The organism is Salmonella sp. NW645 (assembly GCF_051703725.1).
GTDB lineage: Bacteria > Pseudomonadota > Gammaproteobacteria > Enterobacterales > Enterobacteriaceae > Salmonella > Salmonella enterica.
Genome location: NZ_JAMMKR010000007.1, coordinates 136,796 through 155,996, shown reverse-complemented (window position 1 = coordinate 155,996; position 19,201 = coordinate 136,796). Strand labels below are relative to the sequence as shown.

The 19,201-nt window shown below is 53.1% G+C and carries 21 protein-coding genes; 5 read left to right on the top strand and 16 right to left on the bottom strand.

Annotated features, from left to right (window positions below; translation table 11 throughout):
* The first annotated feature begins 11 nt into the window (after positions 1-11).
* The 4 genes from pflB (at position 12) to NA389_RS16260 (ending at position 6,723) form a co-directional block, all read left to right on the top strand.
* Positions 12-2,306, top strand: coding sequence for a formate C-acetyltransferase (pflB, locus tag NA389_RS16275; protein ID WP_000867314.1), 2,295 nt, complete (start codon positions 12-14; stop codon positions 2,304-2,306).
* A 69-nt stretch (positions 2,307-2,375) separates the two neighbouring features.
* On the top strand, positions 2,376-3,740 hold the full coding sequence (tdcG, locus tag NA389_RS16270) for an L-serine ammonia-lyase (protein ID WP_079917058.1): 1,365 nt from the start codon (positions 2,376-2,378) through the stop codon (positions 3,738-3,740).
* 315 nt (positions 3,741-4,055) lie between these two features.
* Positions 4,056-5,387, top strand: a complete 1,332-nt coding sequence (locus tag NA389_RS16265; protein WP_000443189.1) for an amino acid permease — start codon at positions 4,056-4,058, stop codon at positions 5,385-5,387.
* Between the two features lie 25 nt (positions 5,388-5,412).
* On the top strand, positions 5,413-6,723 hold the full coding sequence (locus NA389_RS16260) for an L-cysteine desulfidase family protein (protein WP_000463080.1): 1,311 nt from the start codon (positions 5,413-5,415) through the stop codon (positions 6,721-6,723).
* A 112-nt stretch (positions 6,724-6,835) separates the two neighbouring features.
* Here the strand turns inward: NA389_RS16260 and NA389_RS16255 are convergent, their stop codons facing one another.
* Positions 6,836-7,000, bottom strand: coding sequence for a hypothetical protein (locus NA389_RS16255; RefSeq protein ID WP_000039326.1), 165 nt, complete (start codon positions 6,998-7,000; stop codon positions 6,836-6,838).
* A gap of 23 nt (positions 7,001-7,023) precedes the next feature.
* On the bottom strand, positions 7,024-7,725 hold the full coding sequence (locus NA389_RS16250) for a pirin family protein (protein ID WP_000633548.1): 702 nt from the start codon (positions 7,723-7,725) through the stop codon (positions 7,024-7,026).
* Positions 7,726-7,829: 104 nt separating this feature from the next.
* On the opposite strand from NA389_RS16250, the gene yhaJ reads away from it, so the two are divergent.
* Complete coding sequence (yhaJ, locus tag NA389_RS16245) at positions 7,830-8,726, top strand: DNA-binding transcriptional regulator YhaJ (protein WP_001041026.1); 897 nt, start codon at positions 7,830-7,832, stop codon at positions 8,724-8,726.
* A gap of 38 nt (positions 8,727-8,764) precedes the next feature.
* On the opposite strand, the gene NA389_RS16240 is transcribed toward yhaJ, so the two are convergent.
* The 14 genes from NA389_RS16240 to NA389_RS16175 all read right to left on the bottom strand — a co-directional run bounded on the left by NA389_RS16240 (position 8,765) and on the right by NA389_RS16175 (position 19,168).
* Positions 8,765-9,130 carry a DUF805 domain-containing protein gene (locus tag NA389_RS16240; RefSeq protein WP_000384139.1) on the bottom strand — a complete coding sequence of 122 codons (366 nt, stop codon included), beginning with the start codon at positions 9,128-9,130 and terminating at the stop codon, positions 8,765-8,767.
* A gap of 123 nt (positions 9,131-9,253) precedes the next feature.
* Positions 9,254-10,240, bottom strand: a complete 987-nt coding sequence (locus NA389_RS16235; protein ID WP_000531160.1) for a glutathione S-transferase family protein — start codon at positions 10,238-10,240, stop codon at positions 9,254-9,256.
* 66 nt (positions 10,241-10,306) lie between these two features.
* Positions 10,307-10,699, bottom strand: coding sequence for a DoxX family protein (locus NA389_RS16230; protein WP_001592732.1), 393 nt, complete (start codon positions 10,697-10,699; stop codon positions 10,307-10,309).
* A gap of 247 nt (positions 10,700-10,946) precedes the next feature.
* Positions 10,947-11,246 (bottom strand): YqjK-like family protein, encoded by a 300-nt coding sequence (locus NA389_RS16225; protein ID WP_000095795.1) that lies wholly within the window; start codon positions 11,244-11,246, stop codon positions 10,947-10,949.
* Positions 11,243-11,641, bottom strand: coding sequence for a phage holin family protein (locus NA389_RS16220; protein ID WP_000785626.1), 399 nt, complete (start codon positions 11,639-11,641; stop codon positions 11,243-11,245). The genes NA389_RS16225 and NA389_RS16220 overlap by 4 nt, the downstream gene beginning before the upstream one ends.
* Positions 11,642-11,643: 2 nt before the next feature.
* Positions 11,644-11,949, bottom strand: a complete 306-nt coding sequence (locus NA389_RS16215; protein ID WP_000031219.1) for a DUF883 family protein — start codon at positions 11,947-11,949, stop codon at positions 11,644-11,646.
* Positions 11,950-11,990: 41 nt separating this feature from the next.
* A complete protein-coding gene (locus NA389_RS16210; RefSeq protein ID WP_000877299.1) occupies positions 11,991-12,359 on the bottom strand; it encodes a DUF1090 domain-containing protein in 369 nt (122 codons plus the stop codon).
* Positions 12,360-12,503: 144 nt separating this feature from the next.
* Positions 12,504-12,887, bottom strand: coding sequence for an EnvZ/OmpR regulon moderator MzrA (gene mzrA / locus NA389_RS16205; protein WP_000917516.1), 384 nt, complete (start codon positions 12,885-12,887; stop codon positions 12,504-12,506).
* Positions 12,888-12,890: 3 nt separating this feature from the next.
* Positions 12,891-13,553, bottom strand: coding sequence for a DedA family general envelope maintenance protein YqjA (yqjA, locus tag NA389_RS16200; RefSeq protein WP_000422141.1), 663 nt, complete (start codon positions 13,551-13,553; stop codon positions 12,891-12,893).
* A gap of 449 nt (positions 13,554-14,002) precedes the next feature.
* Positions 14,003-15,247: a serine/threonine transporter SstT gene (gene sstT, locus NA389_RS16195; RefSeq protein WP_000235365.1), complete on the bottom strand. Its 1,245-nt coding sequence runs from the start codon at positions 15,245-15,247 to the stop codon at positions 14,003-14,005.
* Positions 15,248-15,501: 254 nt separating this feature from the next.
* On the bottom strand, positions 15,502-16,470 hold the full coding sequence (locus tag NA389_RS16190; RefSeq protein ID WP_001098836.1) for a TerC family protein: 969 nt from the start codon (positions 16,468-16,470) through the stop codon (positions 15,502-15,504).
* 269 nt (positions 16,471-16,739) lie between these two features.
* The gene (locus tag NA389_RS16185) at positions 16,740-17,738 is read right to left on the bottom strand and encodes a Gfo/Idh/MocA family protein (RefSeq protein WP_000617687.1); all 999 of its coding nucleotides are present in this window, start codon (positions 17,736-17,738) and stop codon (positions 16,740-16,742) included.
* Positions 17,739-17,826: 88 nt separating this feature from the next.
* Entirely contained in the window at positions 17,827-18,519 is a 693-nt protein-coding gene (locus tag NA389_RS16180) for a SanA/YdcF family protein (RefSeq protein ID WP_000951044.1), read from the bottom strand.
* Positions 18,520-18,670: 151 nt separating this feature from the next.
* Positions 18,671-19,168, bottom strand: coding sequence for a M48 metallopeptidase family protein (locus NA389_RS16175; RefSeq protein WP_000202969.1), 498 nt, complete (start codon positions 19,166-19,168; stop codon positions 18,671-18,673).
* Between the last annotated feature and the right edge of the window lie 33 nt (positions 19,169-19,201).

Sequence of the window (19,201 nt, the reverse complement as noted above, 5' to 3'; positions counted from 1 at the left end):
GATTATTTTTCATGAAGGTAAATATCGATACCAGCGATATGCTGTATGCCGAAGCATGGCGTGATTTTAAAGGTACGGACTGGAAAGAAGAAATTAATGTCCGTGATTTTATTCAGCATAACTATACGCCCTATGAGGGGGATGAATCTTTTCTCGCCGACGCGACGCCAGCGACCACGGCGTTGTGGGAAAAGGTGATGGCGGGAATACGTATCGAGAACGCGACCCATGCGCCGGTGGATTTCGATACCAACATCGCGACGACGATTACCGCGCACGATGCGGGATATATTGAAAAAGATCTGGAAAAAATCGTCGGTTTACAAACGGATAAGCCGCTTAAACGCGCTTTGCATCCGTTTGGCGGCGTTAACATGATTAAAAGTTCATTCCACGCTTATGGCCGCGAAATGGACGCCGATTTTGAATATACCTTTACCGACCTGCGGAAAACCCATAATCAGGGCGTATTCGATGTTTACTCGCCGGATATGCTGCGCTGCCGTAAATCCGGCGTATTAACCGGTTTGCCGGATGGTTATGGTCGCGGGCGCATTATTGGCGATTATCGTCGCGTCGCGCTGTATGGCATCCGTTATCTGGTGCGCGAACGCGAGCTGCAATTCGCCGATCTGCAGTCGAATCTGGAGCAGGGACAGAATCTTGAGGCGACGATTCGCCTGCGTGAGGAGTTGGCGGAGCATCGTCGCGCGCTGCTGCAAATGCAGGAGATGGCGGCGAAATACGGCTATGATATCTCCCGCCCGGCGCGGAACGCGCAGGAAGCGGTACAGTGGCTCTACTTCGCTTATCTGGCGGCGGTAAAATCGCAAAATGGCGGTGCAATGTCGCTGGGAAGAACCGCCTCGTTCCTTGATATCTACATTGAGCGCGATTTCAACGCGGGCCTTCTGACAGAGCAGCAGGCGCAGGAACTGATCGACCATTTCATCATGAAGATCCGCATGGTGCGCTTCCTGCGCACGCCGGAATTTGACTCGCTCTTTTCCGGCGATCCGATCTGGGCCACCGAAGTTATTGGCGGGATGGGGCTTGATGGCCGCACGCTGGTGACGAAGAACTCCTTCCGTTATCTGCATACCCTGCACACGATGGGGCCAGCGCCGGAGCCGAACCTGACCATACTGTGGTCAGAAGCGTTGCCGGTGGCATTCAAAAAATATGCTGCGCAGGTCTCCATCGTGACCTCATCTTTGCAGTATGAAAACGACGATTTAATGCGTACCGACTTTAACAGCGACGATTACGCCATCGCTTGTTGCGTCAGCCCGATGGTCATCGGTAAGCAGATGCAGTTCTTCGGCGCGCGCGCCAACCTTGCCAAAACGTTGCTGTACGCTATCAATGGCGGCGTTGACGAGAAACTGAAAATCCAGGTTGGGCCGAAAACCGCGCCGTTAACGGATGAGGTGCTGGATTACGACGCGGTAATGGAGAGCCTCGACCATTTTATGGACTGGCTGGCGGTGCAGTACATTAGCGCGCTGAACATCATTCACTACATGCACGATAAGTACAGCTATGAAGCTTCGCTGATGGCGCTGCACGACCGTGATGTGTATCGGACGATGGCGTGCGGCATCGCCGGACTGTCGGTGGCGGCGGATTCCCTGTCCGCCATCAGGTACGCTCAGGTGAAGCCGATCCGCGACGAAAACGGCCTTGCCATCGACTTCGCTATTGAAGGCGAGTATCCGCAGTACGGCAACAACGATGAGCGCGTGGACAGCATCGCCTGCGACCTGGTGAAACGCTTTATGCAAAAAATTAGTGTGTTGCCGACGTATCGCAATGCGGTGCCGACGCAGTCCATTTTGACCATCACCTCGAACGTCGTGTACGGGCAGAAGACCGGCAATACGCCGGATGGACGCCGCGCCGGAACGCCGTTCGCGCCGGGGGCGAACCCGATGCACGGTCGTGACCGCAAAGGGGCGGTAGCCTCGCTGACGTCGGTGGCGAAACTGCCGTTTACCTACGCCAAAGACGGTATTTCGTACACCTTCTCGATTGTGCCTGCGGCGCTCGGAAAAGAAGATGCGGTGCGGAAAACCAATCTGGTTGGCCTGCTGGACGGCTATTTCCATCATGAAGCACAGGTAGAAGGCGGGCAGCATCTGAACGTCAATGTAATGAACCGTGAAATGTTGCTGGATGCGATTGAACATCCGGAAAACTACCCGAACCTGACGATCCGCGTTTCCGGCTATGCCGTGCGCTTCAATGCGCTGACTCGTGAGCAGCAACAGGACGTTATTTCGCGCACCTTTACTCAGGCGATGTAACGTGAACGGGGCGATCGTGTGGATCGCCCCGCGACGGATCTTCACTGAACGGTAATCTTAGGGGGAGATATGATTAGCGCATTTGATATTTTTAAGATTGGCATTGGACCTTCAAGCTCCCATACCATAGGGCCAATGAATGCAGGAAAATGTTTTATCGATCGGCTGAACGACAGCGGCGACCTGCCGCGAACGACGCGCATCACGGTTGATCTTTACGGATCGCTATCGCTGACGGGCAAAGGCCACGCGACCGATACCGCCATCATTATGGGCCTGGCGGGCAATACGCCGCAGGATGTCAATATTGATAGCATTCCGGCGTTTATCCAGGAGGTTGCCCGCAGCAGCCGTTTATCGGTGGCGGGTGGCGCGCATGTGGTGGATTTTCCCGTCGCCGACAGTATTCTCTTTCACGCTGAAACCCTGGCGCGCCATGAAAACGGTATGCGAATTACCGCCTGGAACGGACAAACGCCGCTTTTGCACAAAACGTATTACTCTATTGGCGGCGGCTTTATTGTCGAAGAGGAACGCTTTGGTCAGTCGCACGACGTAGAAAAATCGGTGCCGTATGATTTTCATTCCGCCAGCGAACTGCTGACGCTGTGTGAAAGACAGGGGCTCTCGGTTTCCGGCCTGATGATGCAAAATGAACTGGCGTTGCGGAGCAAAGAGCAGATTGACGCTGGCTTTGCCCGCATCTGGCAGGTGATGGAGACCGGAATTGAACGTGGCATGAATACTGAGGGCGTGCTGCCGGGGCCGCTGAACGTTCCACGCCGCGCGGTAGCGTTACGGCGTCTGCTGGTCTCCAGCGATAATCTCTCCCGCGATCCAATGAACGTCATCGACTGGATTAACATGTTCGCCCTGGCCGTGAGCGAAGAGAACGCGGCGGGCGGGCGAGTGGTCACCGCGCCGACCAACGGCGCGTGCGGCATTATTCCTGCGGTGCTGGCCTATTACGACAAATTCCGTCGTCCGGTCAATGCCAACTCTATCGCCCGTTATCTGTTGTCGGCGGGGGCGATTGGCATGCTGTACAAGATGAACGCCTCGATATCCGGCGCGGAAGTGGGGTGTCAGGGCGAGGTTGGCGTCGCGTGTTCGATGGCGGCGGCGGGGCTGACAGAACTGCTGGGCGGTAGCCCGGCGCAGGTCTGTATTGCGGCGGAAATTGCGATGGAGCATAACCTTGGCCTCACCTGTGACCCGGTGGCGGGTCAGGTGCAAATCCCTTGTATTGAACGTAATGCGATTAACGCCGTTAAAGCGGTAAATGCGGCGCGAATGGCGCTACGCCGAACCTCTGAGCTGCGGGTTTCGCTCGATAAAGTGATCGAAACCATGTACGAAACGGGTAAAGACATGAACGACAAATATCGCGAGACGTCGCGCGGCGGTCTGGCGATTAAAGTCGTTTGTGGATAGGCCCGACAGGCGCAGAGTGAGCAGGCTATGGGATAACGCAGAAGACAGAAGCTGAGAAAAGGGCGCACCAATGTGCGCCCTTTTTTGTTGTGATGTGCGTCAAATAGAGAAAATAACAACATTAAACCAATAGTAAATAGAAAAGAATTCTTAACCCACAAGAAATGCAGGTGTTTTATTGGTAAGTTTTTCTCTTATCGTGCGCGTATGATTTTCTTATTACAAGAAAGTACCTGCACCTCACGTTCTGCATATCGCCTTGCTGCGGCACGAAAAATAAAAAAAACCTCTACCTACACATTGAGCGAGAATTTTATGGAATCGGCTAGTAATACCAGCGTAATCCTCGACGCATCAGCCCCGGCGCGTCGGGCAGGGATGACAGAAAGCGAATGGCGTGAAGCCATCAAATTTGATAGTACCGACACCGGTTGGGTCATTATGAGTATCGGGATGGCGATCGGCGCAGGAATCGTTTTTCTTCCTGTCCAGGTTGGCCTGATGGGACTTTGGGTCTTTTTACTCTCTTCTATTATTGGCTATCCGGCCATGTACCTGTTCCAGCGGCTGTTTATTAATACGCTGGCGGAATCCCCGGAATGTAAAGACTACCCCAGCGTGATCAGCGGCTATCTGGGCAAAAACTGGGGTATTTTATTAGGCGCGCTGTACTTTGTAATGCTCGTCATCTGGATGTTCGTCTATTCTACGGCGATTACTAACGACAGCGCCTCTTATCTGCACACTTTCGGCGTAACGGAAGGATTACTTTCCGATAGTCCGTTTTATGGTCTGGTGCTGATCTGCATCCTAGTGGCGATTTCCTCACGCGGTGAAAAATTACTGTTCAAAATTTCCACCGGCATGGTGCTGACCAAGCTACTGGTAGTAGCGGCGCTGGGCGTCTCCATGGTGGGTATGTGGCATCTGTATAACATTGGCGCGCTGCCGCCGATGGCCCTGCTGATTAAAAACGCCATTATTACCCTGCCATTTACGCTGACCTCGATTTTATTTATCCAGACGTTAAGCCCAATGGTGATCTCTTACCGTTCACGCGAAAAATCTATTGAGGTCGCACGTCATAAAGCGTTGCGCGCCATGAATATCGCGTTTGGCGTCCTGTTCGTTACCGTCTTTTTCTATGCGGTTTCCTTCACCCTGGCGATGGGGCATGACGAAGCGGTGAAAGCCTACGAGCAGAATATTTCCGCCCTGGCGATCGCCGCGCAGTTTATTAGCGGCGATGGCGCTGGCTGGGTCAAAGTGGTTAGCGTAATTCTGAACATCTTTGCCGTCATGACCGCCTTCTTTGGCGTTTACTTAGGATTCCGCGAAGCGACGCAAGGCATTGTGATGAATATCCTGCGCCGCAAAATGCCCGCCGAGAAGATTAAGGAAAATCTGGTACAGCGCGGCATTATGATTTTCGCTATTTTGCTGGCCTGGAGCGCCATTGTGCTCAACGCGCCGGTACTGAGCTTCACCTCTATTTGTAGCCCTATCTTCGGTATGGTGGGCTGTTTAATTCCGGCATGGTTGGTCTACAAGGTTCCCGCATTGCACAAATATAAAGGCGCTTCGTTGTACCTGATTATTATTACCGGTCTGCTGCTATGCGTTTCTCCGTTCCTGGCATTCTCTTGATATACCTGAGATTAAGGTTGTTGTTATGTTTGAATCTAAAATAAATCCATTGTGGCAAAGTTTTATCCTGGCCGTACAGGAAGAAGTAAAACCGGCGCTGGGGTGTACTGAGCCAATTTCACTGGCGCTGGCGGCAGCGGCGGCGGCGGCTGAACTTGACGGCACAGTTGAACGCATTGACGCGTGGGTTTCGCCTAATCTGATGAAAAATGGTATGGGCGTTACCGTTCCAGGAACGGGAATGGTAGGGCTACCGATCGCCGCGGCGCTTGGCGCGTTGGGCGGTGATGCGAAAGCCGGGTTGGAGGTGTTAAAAGACGCTTCCGCTAAAGCCGTTGCCAATGCAAAAGCGATGCTGGCCGCCGGACATGTCGCAGTGATGTTGCAGGAGCCATGTAACGATATCCTGTTTTCACGGGCGAAAGTGTATAGCGGCGATAGCTGGGCATGTGTCACGATCGTCGGCGATCATACAAATATTGTGCGGATAGAAACCGACAAGGGCGTGGTATTTACCCAAGCCGATAATGCGCAGGAAGAAGAAAAAACCTCGCCACTGGGAGTGCTGTCTCATACCTCGCTGGAAGAGATCCTGGCGTTTGTGAATGCGGTGCCCTTTGACGCTATCCGCTTTATTCTCGATGCGGCCAGGCTAAACGGCGCGTTGTCGCAGGAGGGACTGCGTGGTTCCTGGGGGCTGCATATCGGTTCGACGCTGGCCAAACAGTGCGATCGCGGTCTGCTGGCGAAAGATCTCTCCACGGCGATTTTGATCCGTACCAGCGCGGCGTCAGACGCCAGAATGGGCGGCGCCACGTTGCCCGCGATGAGCAACTCCGGCTCCGGCAACCAGGGGATTACCGCCACGGTGCCAGTCATGGTGGTTGCTGAACATGTCGGCGCCGATGACGAACGCCTGGCGCGCGCGCTAATGTTATCGCATTTGAGCGCTATCTATATTCACCATCAGCTTCCGCGTTTGTCGGCGCTGTGCGCGGCAACTACGGCGGCGATGGGCGCGGCAGCGGGTATGGCGTGGCTGATAGATGGTCGTTACGACACTATCGCAATGGCTATCAGCAGTATGATTGGTGATGTCAGCGGGATGATTTGCGATGGCGCGTCGAATAGCTGTGCGATGAAAGTCTCTACCAGCGCGTCGGCGGCGTGGAAAGCCGTACTGATGGCGTTGGATGATACGGCGGTGACCGGAAACGAAGGGATTGTGGCGCACAATGTCGAACAATCTATTTCGAATTTGTGTTCGCTGGCGTGTCGCTCAATGCAGCAGACAGACAAGCAGATCATCGAGATTATGGCCAGTAAAGCGCATTAATAATAACGCCCCGGCATGACGTCGGGGCAGCGTGTTGCCCGATGGCGCTGCGCTTATCGGGTCTACCTGTTCTAAGCCGGATCGGGCGCTTGCGCCGCCATCCGGCATGATTTCAGGCTGCGGCCTCTTCTTCTGCCAGCCGGGCTTCGGCGTCCGCCACGATGGCTTCCAGTTCGGTTAGCATCTCTTCATAGCCCAGCGGCACAGTGGCGCTCATCGCCTCCTGTACGGCAGGTTTTACCACGGGCTGACGTTTCTTCGCCGATTTTTTGCTCATCTTGCGACTCCTTTTCTGGCTGGCTACACCGGTAAATCTACCAGTAATGCGCGCAGCGGCGTATCGGCAACCAGCGTAATGTTAGGTTCATCACGAATAAATGCGCCATCTCCGCAGGTTAACGCCTCGCGTTCTTCGTTGTGCGTCAGCGCGTGGAACGTACCGTGAATCGACTGCAAATAGGCGCGCGGCCCGTGAAGCTGGAAATTAAGCGATTCGCCTTTCTCCAGCGTAATATGATGTACCCAGACCTGTTGGCGCAGTTGTAAGCTGTTTTGCTCACCGTCGGGCGAGGCAAGAAGCTGTTGTTGCGCCGCCAGGAGTGGGATTTTTTGTACCAGCGCGTTTTCCCGTTCAGGACAGGCGTCAAGCCACAGTTGCATTCGGGTTAACGGCTTAACTTTGCTGAGATTATGTTCGCTGTAGCTAATGCCCGGCTGCGCGGCGAGCAGCAACGCTTCGCCCGCTTTAGCCTGTACATGGTTGCCGTCGCTGTCGCGGTATTCCGCTTCGCCGTCCAGAATCAGGTTTAAAATATCCACCTTTGGATAAGTTCGAGGCTGAAAAGAGGCGCCCGGCGCCAGCACTTCCTGGTTCAGTACGCGCAACGACGCGTAGCCCAGCAGTGTAGGGTCGAAATAGTGTCCAAAGGAGAAGGTATAGCGGGCCTGTAGCCATCCATAGTCTGCCTGTCCACATTGTTTGGCGGTTCGGGTCGTAATCATCGTTATTAACCTCTCTTTACTTCCTTTTATGTTAAGGGGCTGGACGCTGCATTGTTAGCCAGATATTCTGCCCGGTATGTTCAAATTTCCTGAATGAGAACGTTATGGCTAAAGAGAGAGCGCTGACGCTTGAAGCATTGCGTGTGATGGACGCCATTGACCGCCGGGGCAGTTTTGCCGCAGCGGCTGATGAGTTGGGGCGGGTGCCCTCCGCGCTGAGTTACACCATGCAGAAGCTGGAAGAAGAGTTGGACGTTGTACTGTTCGATCGCTCCGGCCATCGTACAAAATTCACCAACGTCGGGCGTATGCTGCTGGAACGCGGGCGGGTATTGCTGGAAGCGGCAGACAAGTTAACGACGGATGCTGAAGCGTTGGCCCGCGGTTGGGAAACGCATCTGACGCTGGTCACTGAAGCTCTGGTACCGACGCCTGCTTTTTTTCCGCTGATCGACCGGCTGGCCGCTAAAGCCAATACGCAGCTTTCATTGATTACCGAAGTACTGGCTGGCGCATGGGAGCGGCTTGAGCAGGGACGGGCGGATATCGTTATCGCCCCGGATATGCATTTTCGATCGTCGTCGGAAATTAACTCCCGTAAGTTGTATACGTTAATGAATGTGTATGTCGCCGCGCCTGACCACCCTATTCATCAGGAGCCGGAGCCGCTTTCGGAAGTGACGCGGGTTAAATACCGCGGCGTAGCGGTAGCGGATACCGCGCGCGAGCGGCCGGTATTAACGGTGCAACTGCTGGATAAGCAGCCACGTCTGACGGTAAGCACGATTGAAGATAAACGTCAGGCGCTGCTGGCCGGGCTTGGCGTCGCGACCATGCCATATTCGATGGTGGAACAGGATATTGCCGAAGGGCGGCTACGCGTGGTCAGCCCGGAATCGACCAGCGAAATCGATATTATTATGGCCTGGCGGCGCGACAGTATGGGGGAGGCAAAAGCCTGGTGCCTGCGGGAAATACCTAAGCTATTCGCCGGAAAATAAATAGCGCGCGGCGCTTTAAAAGCGGCGCCGCGCCGCCATCAGGAAAAACGTTTCGGGTCGGGGCCGAAGCGGTTGTCGCCCGGCGTACCATTCTGGCAGTTGAACGCGATGATGATAAGCCAGCCGATAATGGGGATAAGTAGCAACAGTAGCCACCATGCGGAGCGGTCAGTGTCATGCAGACGACGGAACTGCACGGCCCACCACGGTAAAAAGATCAGAACGCCGTAAATGGTGGTCAGAACGCCTTCACCCCCGGCGCGTTGCCAGCCAAGCATGGCGTCCAGCAGGCCCAACACAAAGGTAAAGATGATATTGACCAGAATAAACATCCAGTACTCTTTGCGTCGCGCGCGGCCGCCAAATCCCAGATAATTTTTTAAAACCTTTAAATACCAATCCATTTTCGCCTCAATAATGGTTCAATCACTTGTTTTTAAAGTAATCAAACTAAGAATAGCCGCGAATGAAATGCTGGTAAATATTTGTGGTATTAATTAATAAGGCGTCCCGGAGGACGCCTGAAATTAGCCAAAGCGCACGTCGCGTCCGTGAGGTTCGAGCAGATCCTGCCACGGTCCGATAGAAATGATACCTGTGGGGTTAATCGTTTTATGGCTACGGAAATAGTGGTGACGAATATGGTCCATATTAACGGTTTCAGCAATGCCCGGTATTTGATAGATATCGCGCAGGAAACCGTACAGATTCAGGTAGTCGCTGATTCGGTATTTGTCGCACTTGAAATGAGTCACGTAAACCGGATCAAAGCGTACCAGGGTCGTCCATAAGCGGATATCCGCCTCGGTCAACTGGTCGCCCGTCAGATAGCGGTGCTGTCCGAGAATCTGTTCCAGGCGCGCCAGCGCAGTAAATACCTTGTCTACCGCTTCATCATACGCTTGCTGGCTGGTGGCGAAGCCTGCTTTATAAACGCCGTTATTAACGTTGTCATAAATCCAGCCGTTTAACTCGTCAATTTTGCTTTGCAGCGCGGGGGGATAGTAATCCCCGGCTTTAGCGCCCAGCCCATCGAAGGCGGAGTTAAACATACGAATGATTTCGGCGGACTCGTTGCTGACGATAGTATGATTTTTTTTATCCCATAAGACCGGTACGGTGACGCGGCCGCTGTAGTGTGGATCGGCGTGCAGATACAACTGGTAGAGAAATTCATGCTGATAGAGGGTATCGCCGGTGGCCGCCGGAAAAGTATCATCAAACGTCCAGCCGTTTTCCAGCATCAATGGATTCACGACGGAAACCGGAATAAATGGCTCCAGACCTTTCAGTTTACGGAAAATGAGCGTGCGATGCGCCCAGGGGCAGGCAAGGGAAACGTACAGATGGTAACGATCTTTTTCTGCGGCGAATCCGCCTTCGCCGGAAGGTCCGGGCGCGCCGTCAGCGGTAAGCCAGTTGCGGAAAGCCGACGCTGAACGCTGAAATTTCCCCCCGGAAGATTTGGTGTCATACCAGGTGTCGTGCCAGACGCCATCGATCAGTTGTCCCATGTCTCTCTCCTTCAGATGACAAAAGCGAGGCGCTATTCCCTCGCTTTTTTATTGAGTATAGATTGCTTACCACTTTTTATTCAGCAGACGGTCAAGGCTGAACGCGCCAGGCCCGGTTAACGCCAGTAATAAGAATCCGCCGGCAATGGTCAGGTTTTTCATAAACATCAGCGAGTTTACACCTTCTGCAAAATTGCTATGGAAGATCAATGCCGTCAGCAACGTAAAACCAGCGGTGAAAAGCGCAGTGGTGCGGGTGAGGAACCCCAGCAGAATCGCCAGACCGCCGCCGAACTCAAGCAGTATGGTGAGCGGCAGCAGGAATCCTGGTACGCCCATCGCTTCCATATACTGTTGTGTGCCCGCATAGCCGCTAATTTTTCCCCATCCTGCGGTAATAAACAGAACTGGCATTAAAATACGCGCTATCAGTACACCAACATCTTCTAATTTTTTCATTTTATTCTCCAGGAGGCCGATTCGGCGGCTGCTACTATTTTCATGAGCAATGACACGGTTTAGCGCGTCATTGTTATCGCTGGAGAGAATCATAAACGTGGCATACAGGAATTGTTAGCAAGGAAAATTGCCAAATTTTTTCAAAAAAATTGAGTGATTGATAAAGAGACGATATGCATAAAAGTATCGCGCCACCAGGGGTAATCGGGCGATAACCTGATGGCGCGATGCTATAAAAGAAAAGATATTAACCGCGGAGCTGTTGTTGACGGAGGGTAGTTTTTACCAGGCGCCAGGCGCTCCAGATACCCAGGCCGCGTTTCGCCCAGCGTACCAACATATTAGGATGACGGATGGTCCAGATGGCCATTACGCTGCTACCGACCAGCGCCCAGGAGCGCAGGCTTAACACCGTATTCCAGCCGCGATCGTACGCACCGGTGGTCTCCAGCCAGTCGCGACGGCTGGCGGACAGATCCAGCCGTTGCTGCTGGATCTGACTGAGAAGCAGCGCTTTACGTTTTTCGCGTTCGCTTTTGCTGCTCACGACTGATCGTCCTCCAGAATTTGCCGATCGTTAGCCAGTTCGTGCCGCGTATGGCGCAATAGCGTGGACTGACGCGCTTTGCGCAAAGTCCAGATGCCGCCGATTAGCGCAAGCACTAACAGCACAACAGTGGTAGCGATCATCGCGTTCAAACGGTACTGAGGATCGATAGCCCAGATGACCAGAACCATCAGGCTCATTAAGCCAAACGCCGCGAAGAGCATGGTAAGACCTACCATCAGCAAAAGCTGAAAGAGGTTCGCTTTCTCTTCTTCCAGTTCTACTACCGCCAGTCGCAGCCGGGTTTCCACCATCTCAACGATAATGGTGACAATCCGCTGCCCGATACCCAGTACGCTTTTGCCTGGTCCTTGTGCCTGTCGAGAGTCCGCCATAATTAACGACGCGTCAGCAGTACGCCCAACACCAGACCGACAGCGGCGCCAATGCCTACGCCTGTCCAGGGATTTTCGCGCACATAATCATCGGCGCGGGCGGCGGCGACGCGAGTCTGTTTGGCAATCACATCACCCGTTTCGCCCAGGCGGTAACGGCTCTCTTTCAGCGCGCGCTCGGCTTTGCTACGAATCTTACTCAACTCTTCTTTCGACTTTTCGCCCGAAGAGCTCAGCACTTCCTCAAGCGTATCGGTCAGGGATTTCAACTCAGCGCGCAGATGTTCCGTAGTGTTATCTTTCGACATAGTTTTCTCCAGGTGAGTGAGTATTTACATTCGGCGTTAATTTAGTAGTCTCTGGCCTCAAGTTTTTTTAGCTCATCCTGAGCCTCGGCCAGCTTACGTTCACGTTTGTCTATTTTATCCGCATCGCCTTTTACTTTTGCCTCGGCTAAATCACGTTGGCGTTCGGCTACCTCTTCTTTTTGCTCAGCGATCTTTTTCTGATGCTCGGCGCGCAGCTTGCTGTCAGTACAATTGGCGCGTACTTCGCTGAGCGCCTTGTTCAGACCCTCAATACGGCGCTGATTGTTGTGCTTTTCAGCGTAGCTAATTTCCTTTTGTATATCCTGCTCTTTTTCCTGACAAAGCGAATTAGCGTAGCTACCGGCGCTAAGTGTAAAAAGCGTGATAGCCAAAGCGATGCGGTATTTCATTCCTGAACTTTCCCTTATGTTCGGACCCGTTGTCCGGGGCGGTGATCCCGATAATAACGCGGTGGGTTAAACACCGCTTTATTAATCATAGTCATTAAACAATGAAATCACCAAAGTGAGTGATATGATTCGGATTCCTGGAGATTAGCCAAAGCGGTGGGAGCTTTCCCGTAAGCGGGACAGCCACTGTACCGTTTCGTTGTCATCGTCCTGCTGAGCGACGACATAACCGTGTGGTAACGTTTGATCAAGCACTGTTTTTGCTGCGGCGCTTTGCGCAGGGGAATCGAAGGTAATGAGCAACATGTCATTTTTAGGCGTAATACTTTTAAAATGAATGCCGTTCGCATCCAGATGATGCAGAACTGAGAAGCCGTCTGGCATACTGGCGCCCTGGTTAACCGCGCGAATGGCCAGCGTCGACTCTTGCTGACGCAGCGTTGACCACGTCATCATGAGTATGGTCAGCATCAGTAGAAAAGCGCTGATCCAAATGAGTTGTCGGGCAGTTATGCGTGGTTTAAGCATAAGTTATCCCCGGCTCCCATACTTCTTTTTCCACAGCATGACCAGCGAACCCGCCAGGCCAAAAAAAAGCAGCACCACGGGCAGCAGCATCAGGCATGACATTAACTGATCTTCATACTTCATAAAGACGGGCGTTTTGCCCAGCAGATAGCCCAGCGACGTCAGGATAAGCACCCACAACAAGCCGCTCATCCAGTTGAAGAACTGAAAGCGCGCGTTATTCAGGCCGGATATGCCGGCAATGGTGGGCAGCAGCGTTCTGACAAACGCGATAAAACGGCCTATCAATAATGCCGACAGGCCGTGTTTATGGAAAAGGTGATGGGCGCGTTGATGATAATGTGCGGGGAGATGAGAGAGCCAGTTTTGCACGGTGCGGGTATTCCCCAGCCAGCGGCCCTGAATATAGCTCACCCAGCAACCCAGGCTGGCCGCGACGGTAAGCAGCAAAATGGTTTGTGGAAAACCCATCGCGCCTTTGGCGATCAGCACGCCGACCAGGATCAACAGGCTGTCGCCAGGCAAAAAGGCGGCAGGGAGCAGCCCATTTTCCAGAAACAAAATCATAAATAACACAAAATATAACATGCCAATCATGGAAGGATTGGCCAGTGTTTCAAAGTCCTGAGCCCACAGGGCATTCAGCAATTGAGTCAGTAGTTCCATTCAGTATTCCTGGAGAATCGGTTAACGTCACGCCGGTGATCTGAGGTTTGCACTGCCGCAACAGAGTTGGAGTTTTTATCAGCGTTGCGGAAACGGCAAATTCGCGGCCTGAACTATTCCTTGTTAAGTTGTGAAGTAAGCAAGCACTAACACACAAAAATTCAAAATGCATCTAATTGTAACAAAGGTCAACGAAGTCCGTTATAGAAATTACGCGTCGTTGAGCTTTGATTTTGCTTATCGCAAAGGAGGGTGGCGAGAGGATTTACACAGGCTGACACTTTATACTGTACGCTGACCGAGCGCCGCGGCAGACGCCATCTACATATAACGTTATGCGAGGATGTCGCGCGTGAACATCAATTCGCTTTAGGTCACAGCCTATGGATTGGGAGATTCAGATCTATCGTCACGCCGGATGGCACGCGCCATCCGGCATCGATAATCACTTAGCTACGCAAGGCGTTATTCGCCAGGCGTTCGTCCTCTGCCTGGCAGGCTGCCGCAGTGAACAGAACATCGGTAGATGAGTTCAGCGCCGTTTCACACGAATCCTGCAATACGCCGATAATAAAGCCGACCGCCACTACCTGCATCGCGATATCGTTCGGAATGCCAAACATGTTGCACGCCAGCGGGATCAGCAGCAATGAACCGCCTGCCACGCCGGAGGCACCGCAAGCACACAGCGAGGCCACCACGCTCAGCAGCAGCGCTGTAGGCAGATCCACCGGGACGCCTAACGTATGGACTGCCGCCAACGTCAGAACCGTAATGGTAATTGCCGCGCCGGCCATATTGATGGTGGCGCCCAGCGGAATGGAAACGGAGTAAGTATCCCTGTCCAGATTCAGCTTTTCGCACATCGCCATATTCACTGGAATATTGGCGGCAGAGCTGCGGGTAAAGAAGGCATAAACGCCGCTTTCACGCAGGCAGGCGAACACCAGCGGATAAGGGTTGCGACGAATTTTCCAGAATACCAACAGCGGGTTGACCACCAGCGCGACCAGCAGCATACAGCCAATCAAGACGACCAGCAGGTGCGCATAACCCCACAGGGTGGAGAAGCCGGTGGTTGCAAGCGTTGATGAAACCAGACCAAAAATACCGACTGGCGCGAAACGGATCACCAGTTTCACCATAAAGGTCACGGCGTTAGACATATCGTTCACGAGGTTTTTGGTGGTTTCATTGCCATGACGCAGGGCAAATCCCAGACCGACGGCCCACACCAGAATCCCGATATAGTTAGCGTTCAGCAGCGCGTCGATGGGGTTCGACACCATGCTCATCAGCAGACCGCGCAAGACTTCTACAATGCCGGACGGCGGCACGATATCCTGGGCGCTACTGGACAGATGCAGCGTTGAAGGGAAGGCGAAGCTGAACACAACGGCCGCCAGCGCGGCTGAAAAGGTGCCTAGCAGGTAAAGGAAGAGAATAGGGCGAATATTGGTTTTTTGACCGTGCTGGTGGTTGGCGATCGAGGCCATTACCAGCATCAGCACCAGAACGGGGGCGACCGCTTTTAAGGCGCCGACGAACAGGGTGCCAAGCAAGCCAACCGCTTCTGCCGCAGGCTTAGAAATCCATGCCAGTAAAATCCCCAGTACCAGACCCACTAAAATTTGTTTAACCAGACTGCCTTGCGCTAAACGCTGCAGTAGCCCTGATGCTCGTTGCGTAGCCATTTCATGTTCCTTGTATTGTGTTGCTGGTCATCCCCTGCACGCTCTTACGGCGCATCTTTCAGGATGTAACAAAGTGTTTGCCTGGTTGAGTATAAGGAAAGTTGAAGGTTCGGGAAGCGAAATATCCTGGATTTTTTGCTGCGATCATGTTTTATAACTTTATATTAACAGTATTGTGACATGTTAAACAAAAACGCCCGGCAGGTGTGCGCTGCCGGGCGTTTTTGACGGGGCAGGTTTACCCCGATAAAAGATTATTGCGCTCGCAGTTTCTTATCGCGCTGATGGTTAACCCAGGCGTTAATCACCAGCGTAATGGTCAGAATGCCAAACACTACGCCCAGCGAAATCGCGATAGGAATATGGTAGAAGTCGACGATCAGCATCTTAATGCCGATAAAGACCAGAATGACCGCCAGACCATATTTCAGCATCGAGAAGCGTTCCGCCACGCCGGACAGCAGGAAGTACATCGCGCGCAGTCCTAAGATGGCAAACAGGTTAGAGGTCAGTACGATGAACGGGTCGGTGGTGACCGCAAAGATCGCCGGAATACTGTCAACGGCGAAGATTACATCGCTGAGCTCAACCATAATCAGCACCAGCAGCAGCGGCGTGGCATACAACAGGCCGTTTTTACGTACGAAAAAGTGCTCGTTCTCGATCGTATCGGTCATACGCAGATGCCCGCGCAGCCAACGCACCATCGGTTTTTCGCCAATGCCGGATTCGTCTTCCTTCGCCAGCGCCATTTTTACGCCGGTAAACAGCAGGAAGGCGCCGAACACATACAGCAGCCATTCGAACTGAGTGATAAGCCAGGTACCGGCGAAAATCATGATAGTACGCAACACGATCGCGCCAAGGACCCCATACACCAGCACCCGGCGTTGCAGAGCCGGAGGGACGGAGAAATAGCTAAACAGCATCAGCCAGACAAAGACGTTATCTACGGCCAGCGACTTTTCAATCAGATAGCCGGTAAGGAACGCCAATGCCTGCGGGTCAGCAACTTCGCGCCCTTGCGTTTCAGCCAGATACCACCAGAAAGCAGCGTTAAACAGTAGCGAGAGCGTTACCCACAGGATTGACCATCCTGCCGCTTGTTTCATCGACATCGCATGTGCGCCACGGCGTCCCTGCAACAACAGGTCGATGGATAGCATTATCACCACAACAACCGCGAATCCACCCCATAATAATGGCGTACCAACAGTATTCATTATTTCTCCCTATGCAAAAAAAAACGGCTAACGCCGAATGGCATTAGCCGCTGCTTTTATGCATAGACCTTGCCATTCGGCAAGGTCTCACTTACAACAATAAAGGAATACGCTGACGCATTCCTTTATGGCTGCCCGGTGACCGGATGTGGTTTTGCACACATCGTAATGACGATCGACCGGCAATGAAGTTACTCCCCTTTGCGCGTAACAAAGTATGACAGGCCACGCGTAGAGTCAATGACCTGTAACATATAATTTACATAATTTTACGCAGTAAGGGGATGGGTCAGATCGTCCGCCGGGAAGATGACCCCGGTTTGACGGCGTATTTCTGTCAGCCATTTTGCCGTGGCGCGACTTAGCGACAACCCCGGATGTTCCACGGCATGGTTTTCAATAAGCTGGGCAAACGCCCCGGCTTCATACAGCATGGTATTAATATGCTGAGGCTGGGTCAGATCCTGCATCAGCGCGCCGCGCGGCGCAAAACACACTTTCTGGCATTCCGACAGCTTTTCAATGACCAGCGATCCCCTCTCGCCCTGAATTTCACTGGCCAGTACCGAGTCGCTGACTTTGGAATGCTGTAGCGTGACGCTAAAATCGCCGTAATCCATAACCACGACGCCGTGCGCATCTACTCCGCTTTCCAACAAATTCGCCGACGCCTGAACGCTGCGCGGCTCGCCCCATAGCGCGATCGCCGACGCCAGACAGTAATACCCGATATCCATAATCGAACCATTGGAGAAGGCCGGATTAAACGTATTCGGATTTTCACCGTTCAGATAGCGCTGATAACGTGAAGAGTACTGGCAGTAATTTAGTAATGCTTTATGCATTCTGCCGATTTTCGGCAACGATTCCCGCAGCAGCAGAAAATTGGGCAGGCAGGCGGTTTTAAAGGCTTCAAACAGTACCCGCTGGTTATCGCGCGCGCAGGCGATAGCGGCATCAACCTCCGCCAGGTTAGAAGCCAGCGGCTTTTCGCACATGACATGTTTTTTATGCTGCAAAAAGCGCTGTGTCTGGGAGAAATGCAGGGAGTTCGGGCTGGCGATATAAACCGCCTCAATCGCGTCGCTTTGCGCCATCGCTTCCAGCGAGGTAAACAGATGCTCGACGGGATAATCATTTGCGAAAGACTGCGCCTGTTCAAGACTACGGGAGTAAACGGCGGCGAGCCTGAATTTGCCGGTTTCGTGGGCGGCGTCGACAAACTGGCGCGTGATCCAGTTAGTCCCAATTACAGCGAAACGTATCATAAACGTCAGCGGACTCCAGAAAGGGATTTTTCGTCAATGTAGCACGCCTTTCCGCCCTTGCCAGTGCGCTGCGACGCACTCTGGCATTTTACTGGCGAGAAGGGCACCCGTGTGCGCTATCAGCCCCAATAGTGACGCCAGCGCCCAGATATTTAGGCTGACGGTGCAAAATTTTGGCATCCAGCACCGCGCTAACCCGCGCCAGCTTTTCCCGAATTCGTGTGTAGGTTCCGTGCCTTTTATTCAGATCCGGCGCGTTAACGCCGATAGCGTCAATGCCATATTGTTGCGCTAGCCAGATCGCCCGTTGATTATGGAATGCTTGCGAGATAATCGTAATGCGGCTTTCGCCAAACACTTTCCGGGCGCGAACTACGGAGTCCAGCGTGGAGAATCCGGCATAATCACAAAAAATGGCCGCTTCCGGCACACCTTTCGCTATCAGCGCCTGCTGCATCGCCGAAGGTTCATCGTACTCTTTTTTGCCGTTATCGCCGCTGACTAACAGCCACTTCACTTTACCGGCGTGATACAACGCGGCGGCAGTATTAATCCGCCGGGTAAAATACCGATTGCCGGGTTTAGCGCCTAACACCAGCCCGACGTTGCGGGCGGGAACGGTCTGAATGTCATTCCATGTCAGATGCTGCGAGGCGTTGACGATAAGCCAGTTGGAATAGAAAAGCGCGACGCCTGCTGCGACAAGCAGAAAACACGCCACTGTTAACGCCCGGCGTGTAAAACAGAGGCGGCGGATAAAACGGGCACATTGTGAGAGCATGGTTGTTGCGCGGTTCCGTTGGCGGTGGATAAAAAATACCCTCTACAGATCGTCATCCTTGACGTGGCGGCAGGCAATGAGCGAAATGTGAACGCGCCGATTTTATGCCCACGCCGTTAAAAAGATACGGGGGAAGGGGCATTTTCAGAATTTATTGTGCCGACAGCGCCTGATGCGTCAGCCACAGTCGCGTATCAAACTCCAGTTGATGGTACTGCGGCTCCATATGGCAGCAGAGCTGATAAAACGCTTTGTTATGATCTTTCTCTTTCAGGTGCGCCAGCTCGTGAACCACAATCATCCGTAAGAATGGCTCCGGGGCGTTACGAAACACGGTGGCGACGCGGATCTCCGCCTTTGCCTTGAGCTTGCCGCCCTGAACGCGCGAGACAGCGGTATGTAGTCCCAGCGCATTTTTCAGCACATGGATCTTGCTGTCATACATCACTTTATTGATGGGCGGCGCATTGCGCAGAAACTGACTTTTCAGTTCCTGAGTATAGTGATATAGCGCTTTGTCAGTGGCGTAATCATGCGCGCCGGGATAACGTTTTTCCAGCACCGCTCCCAGGCGCTGCTCGGCGATTAAGGTACGCACCTGGGCAAGGAGATGTTCCGGATACCCCTGAAGGTAAGTTAGTGAGGTCATCAAAGCTCCATGTTGCTGATAAAAAGTGTATAC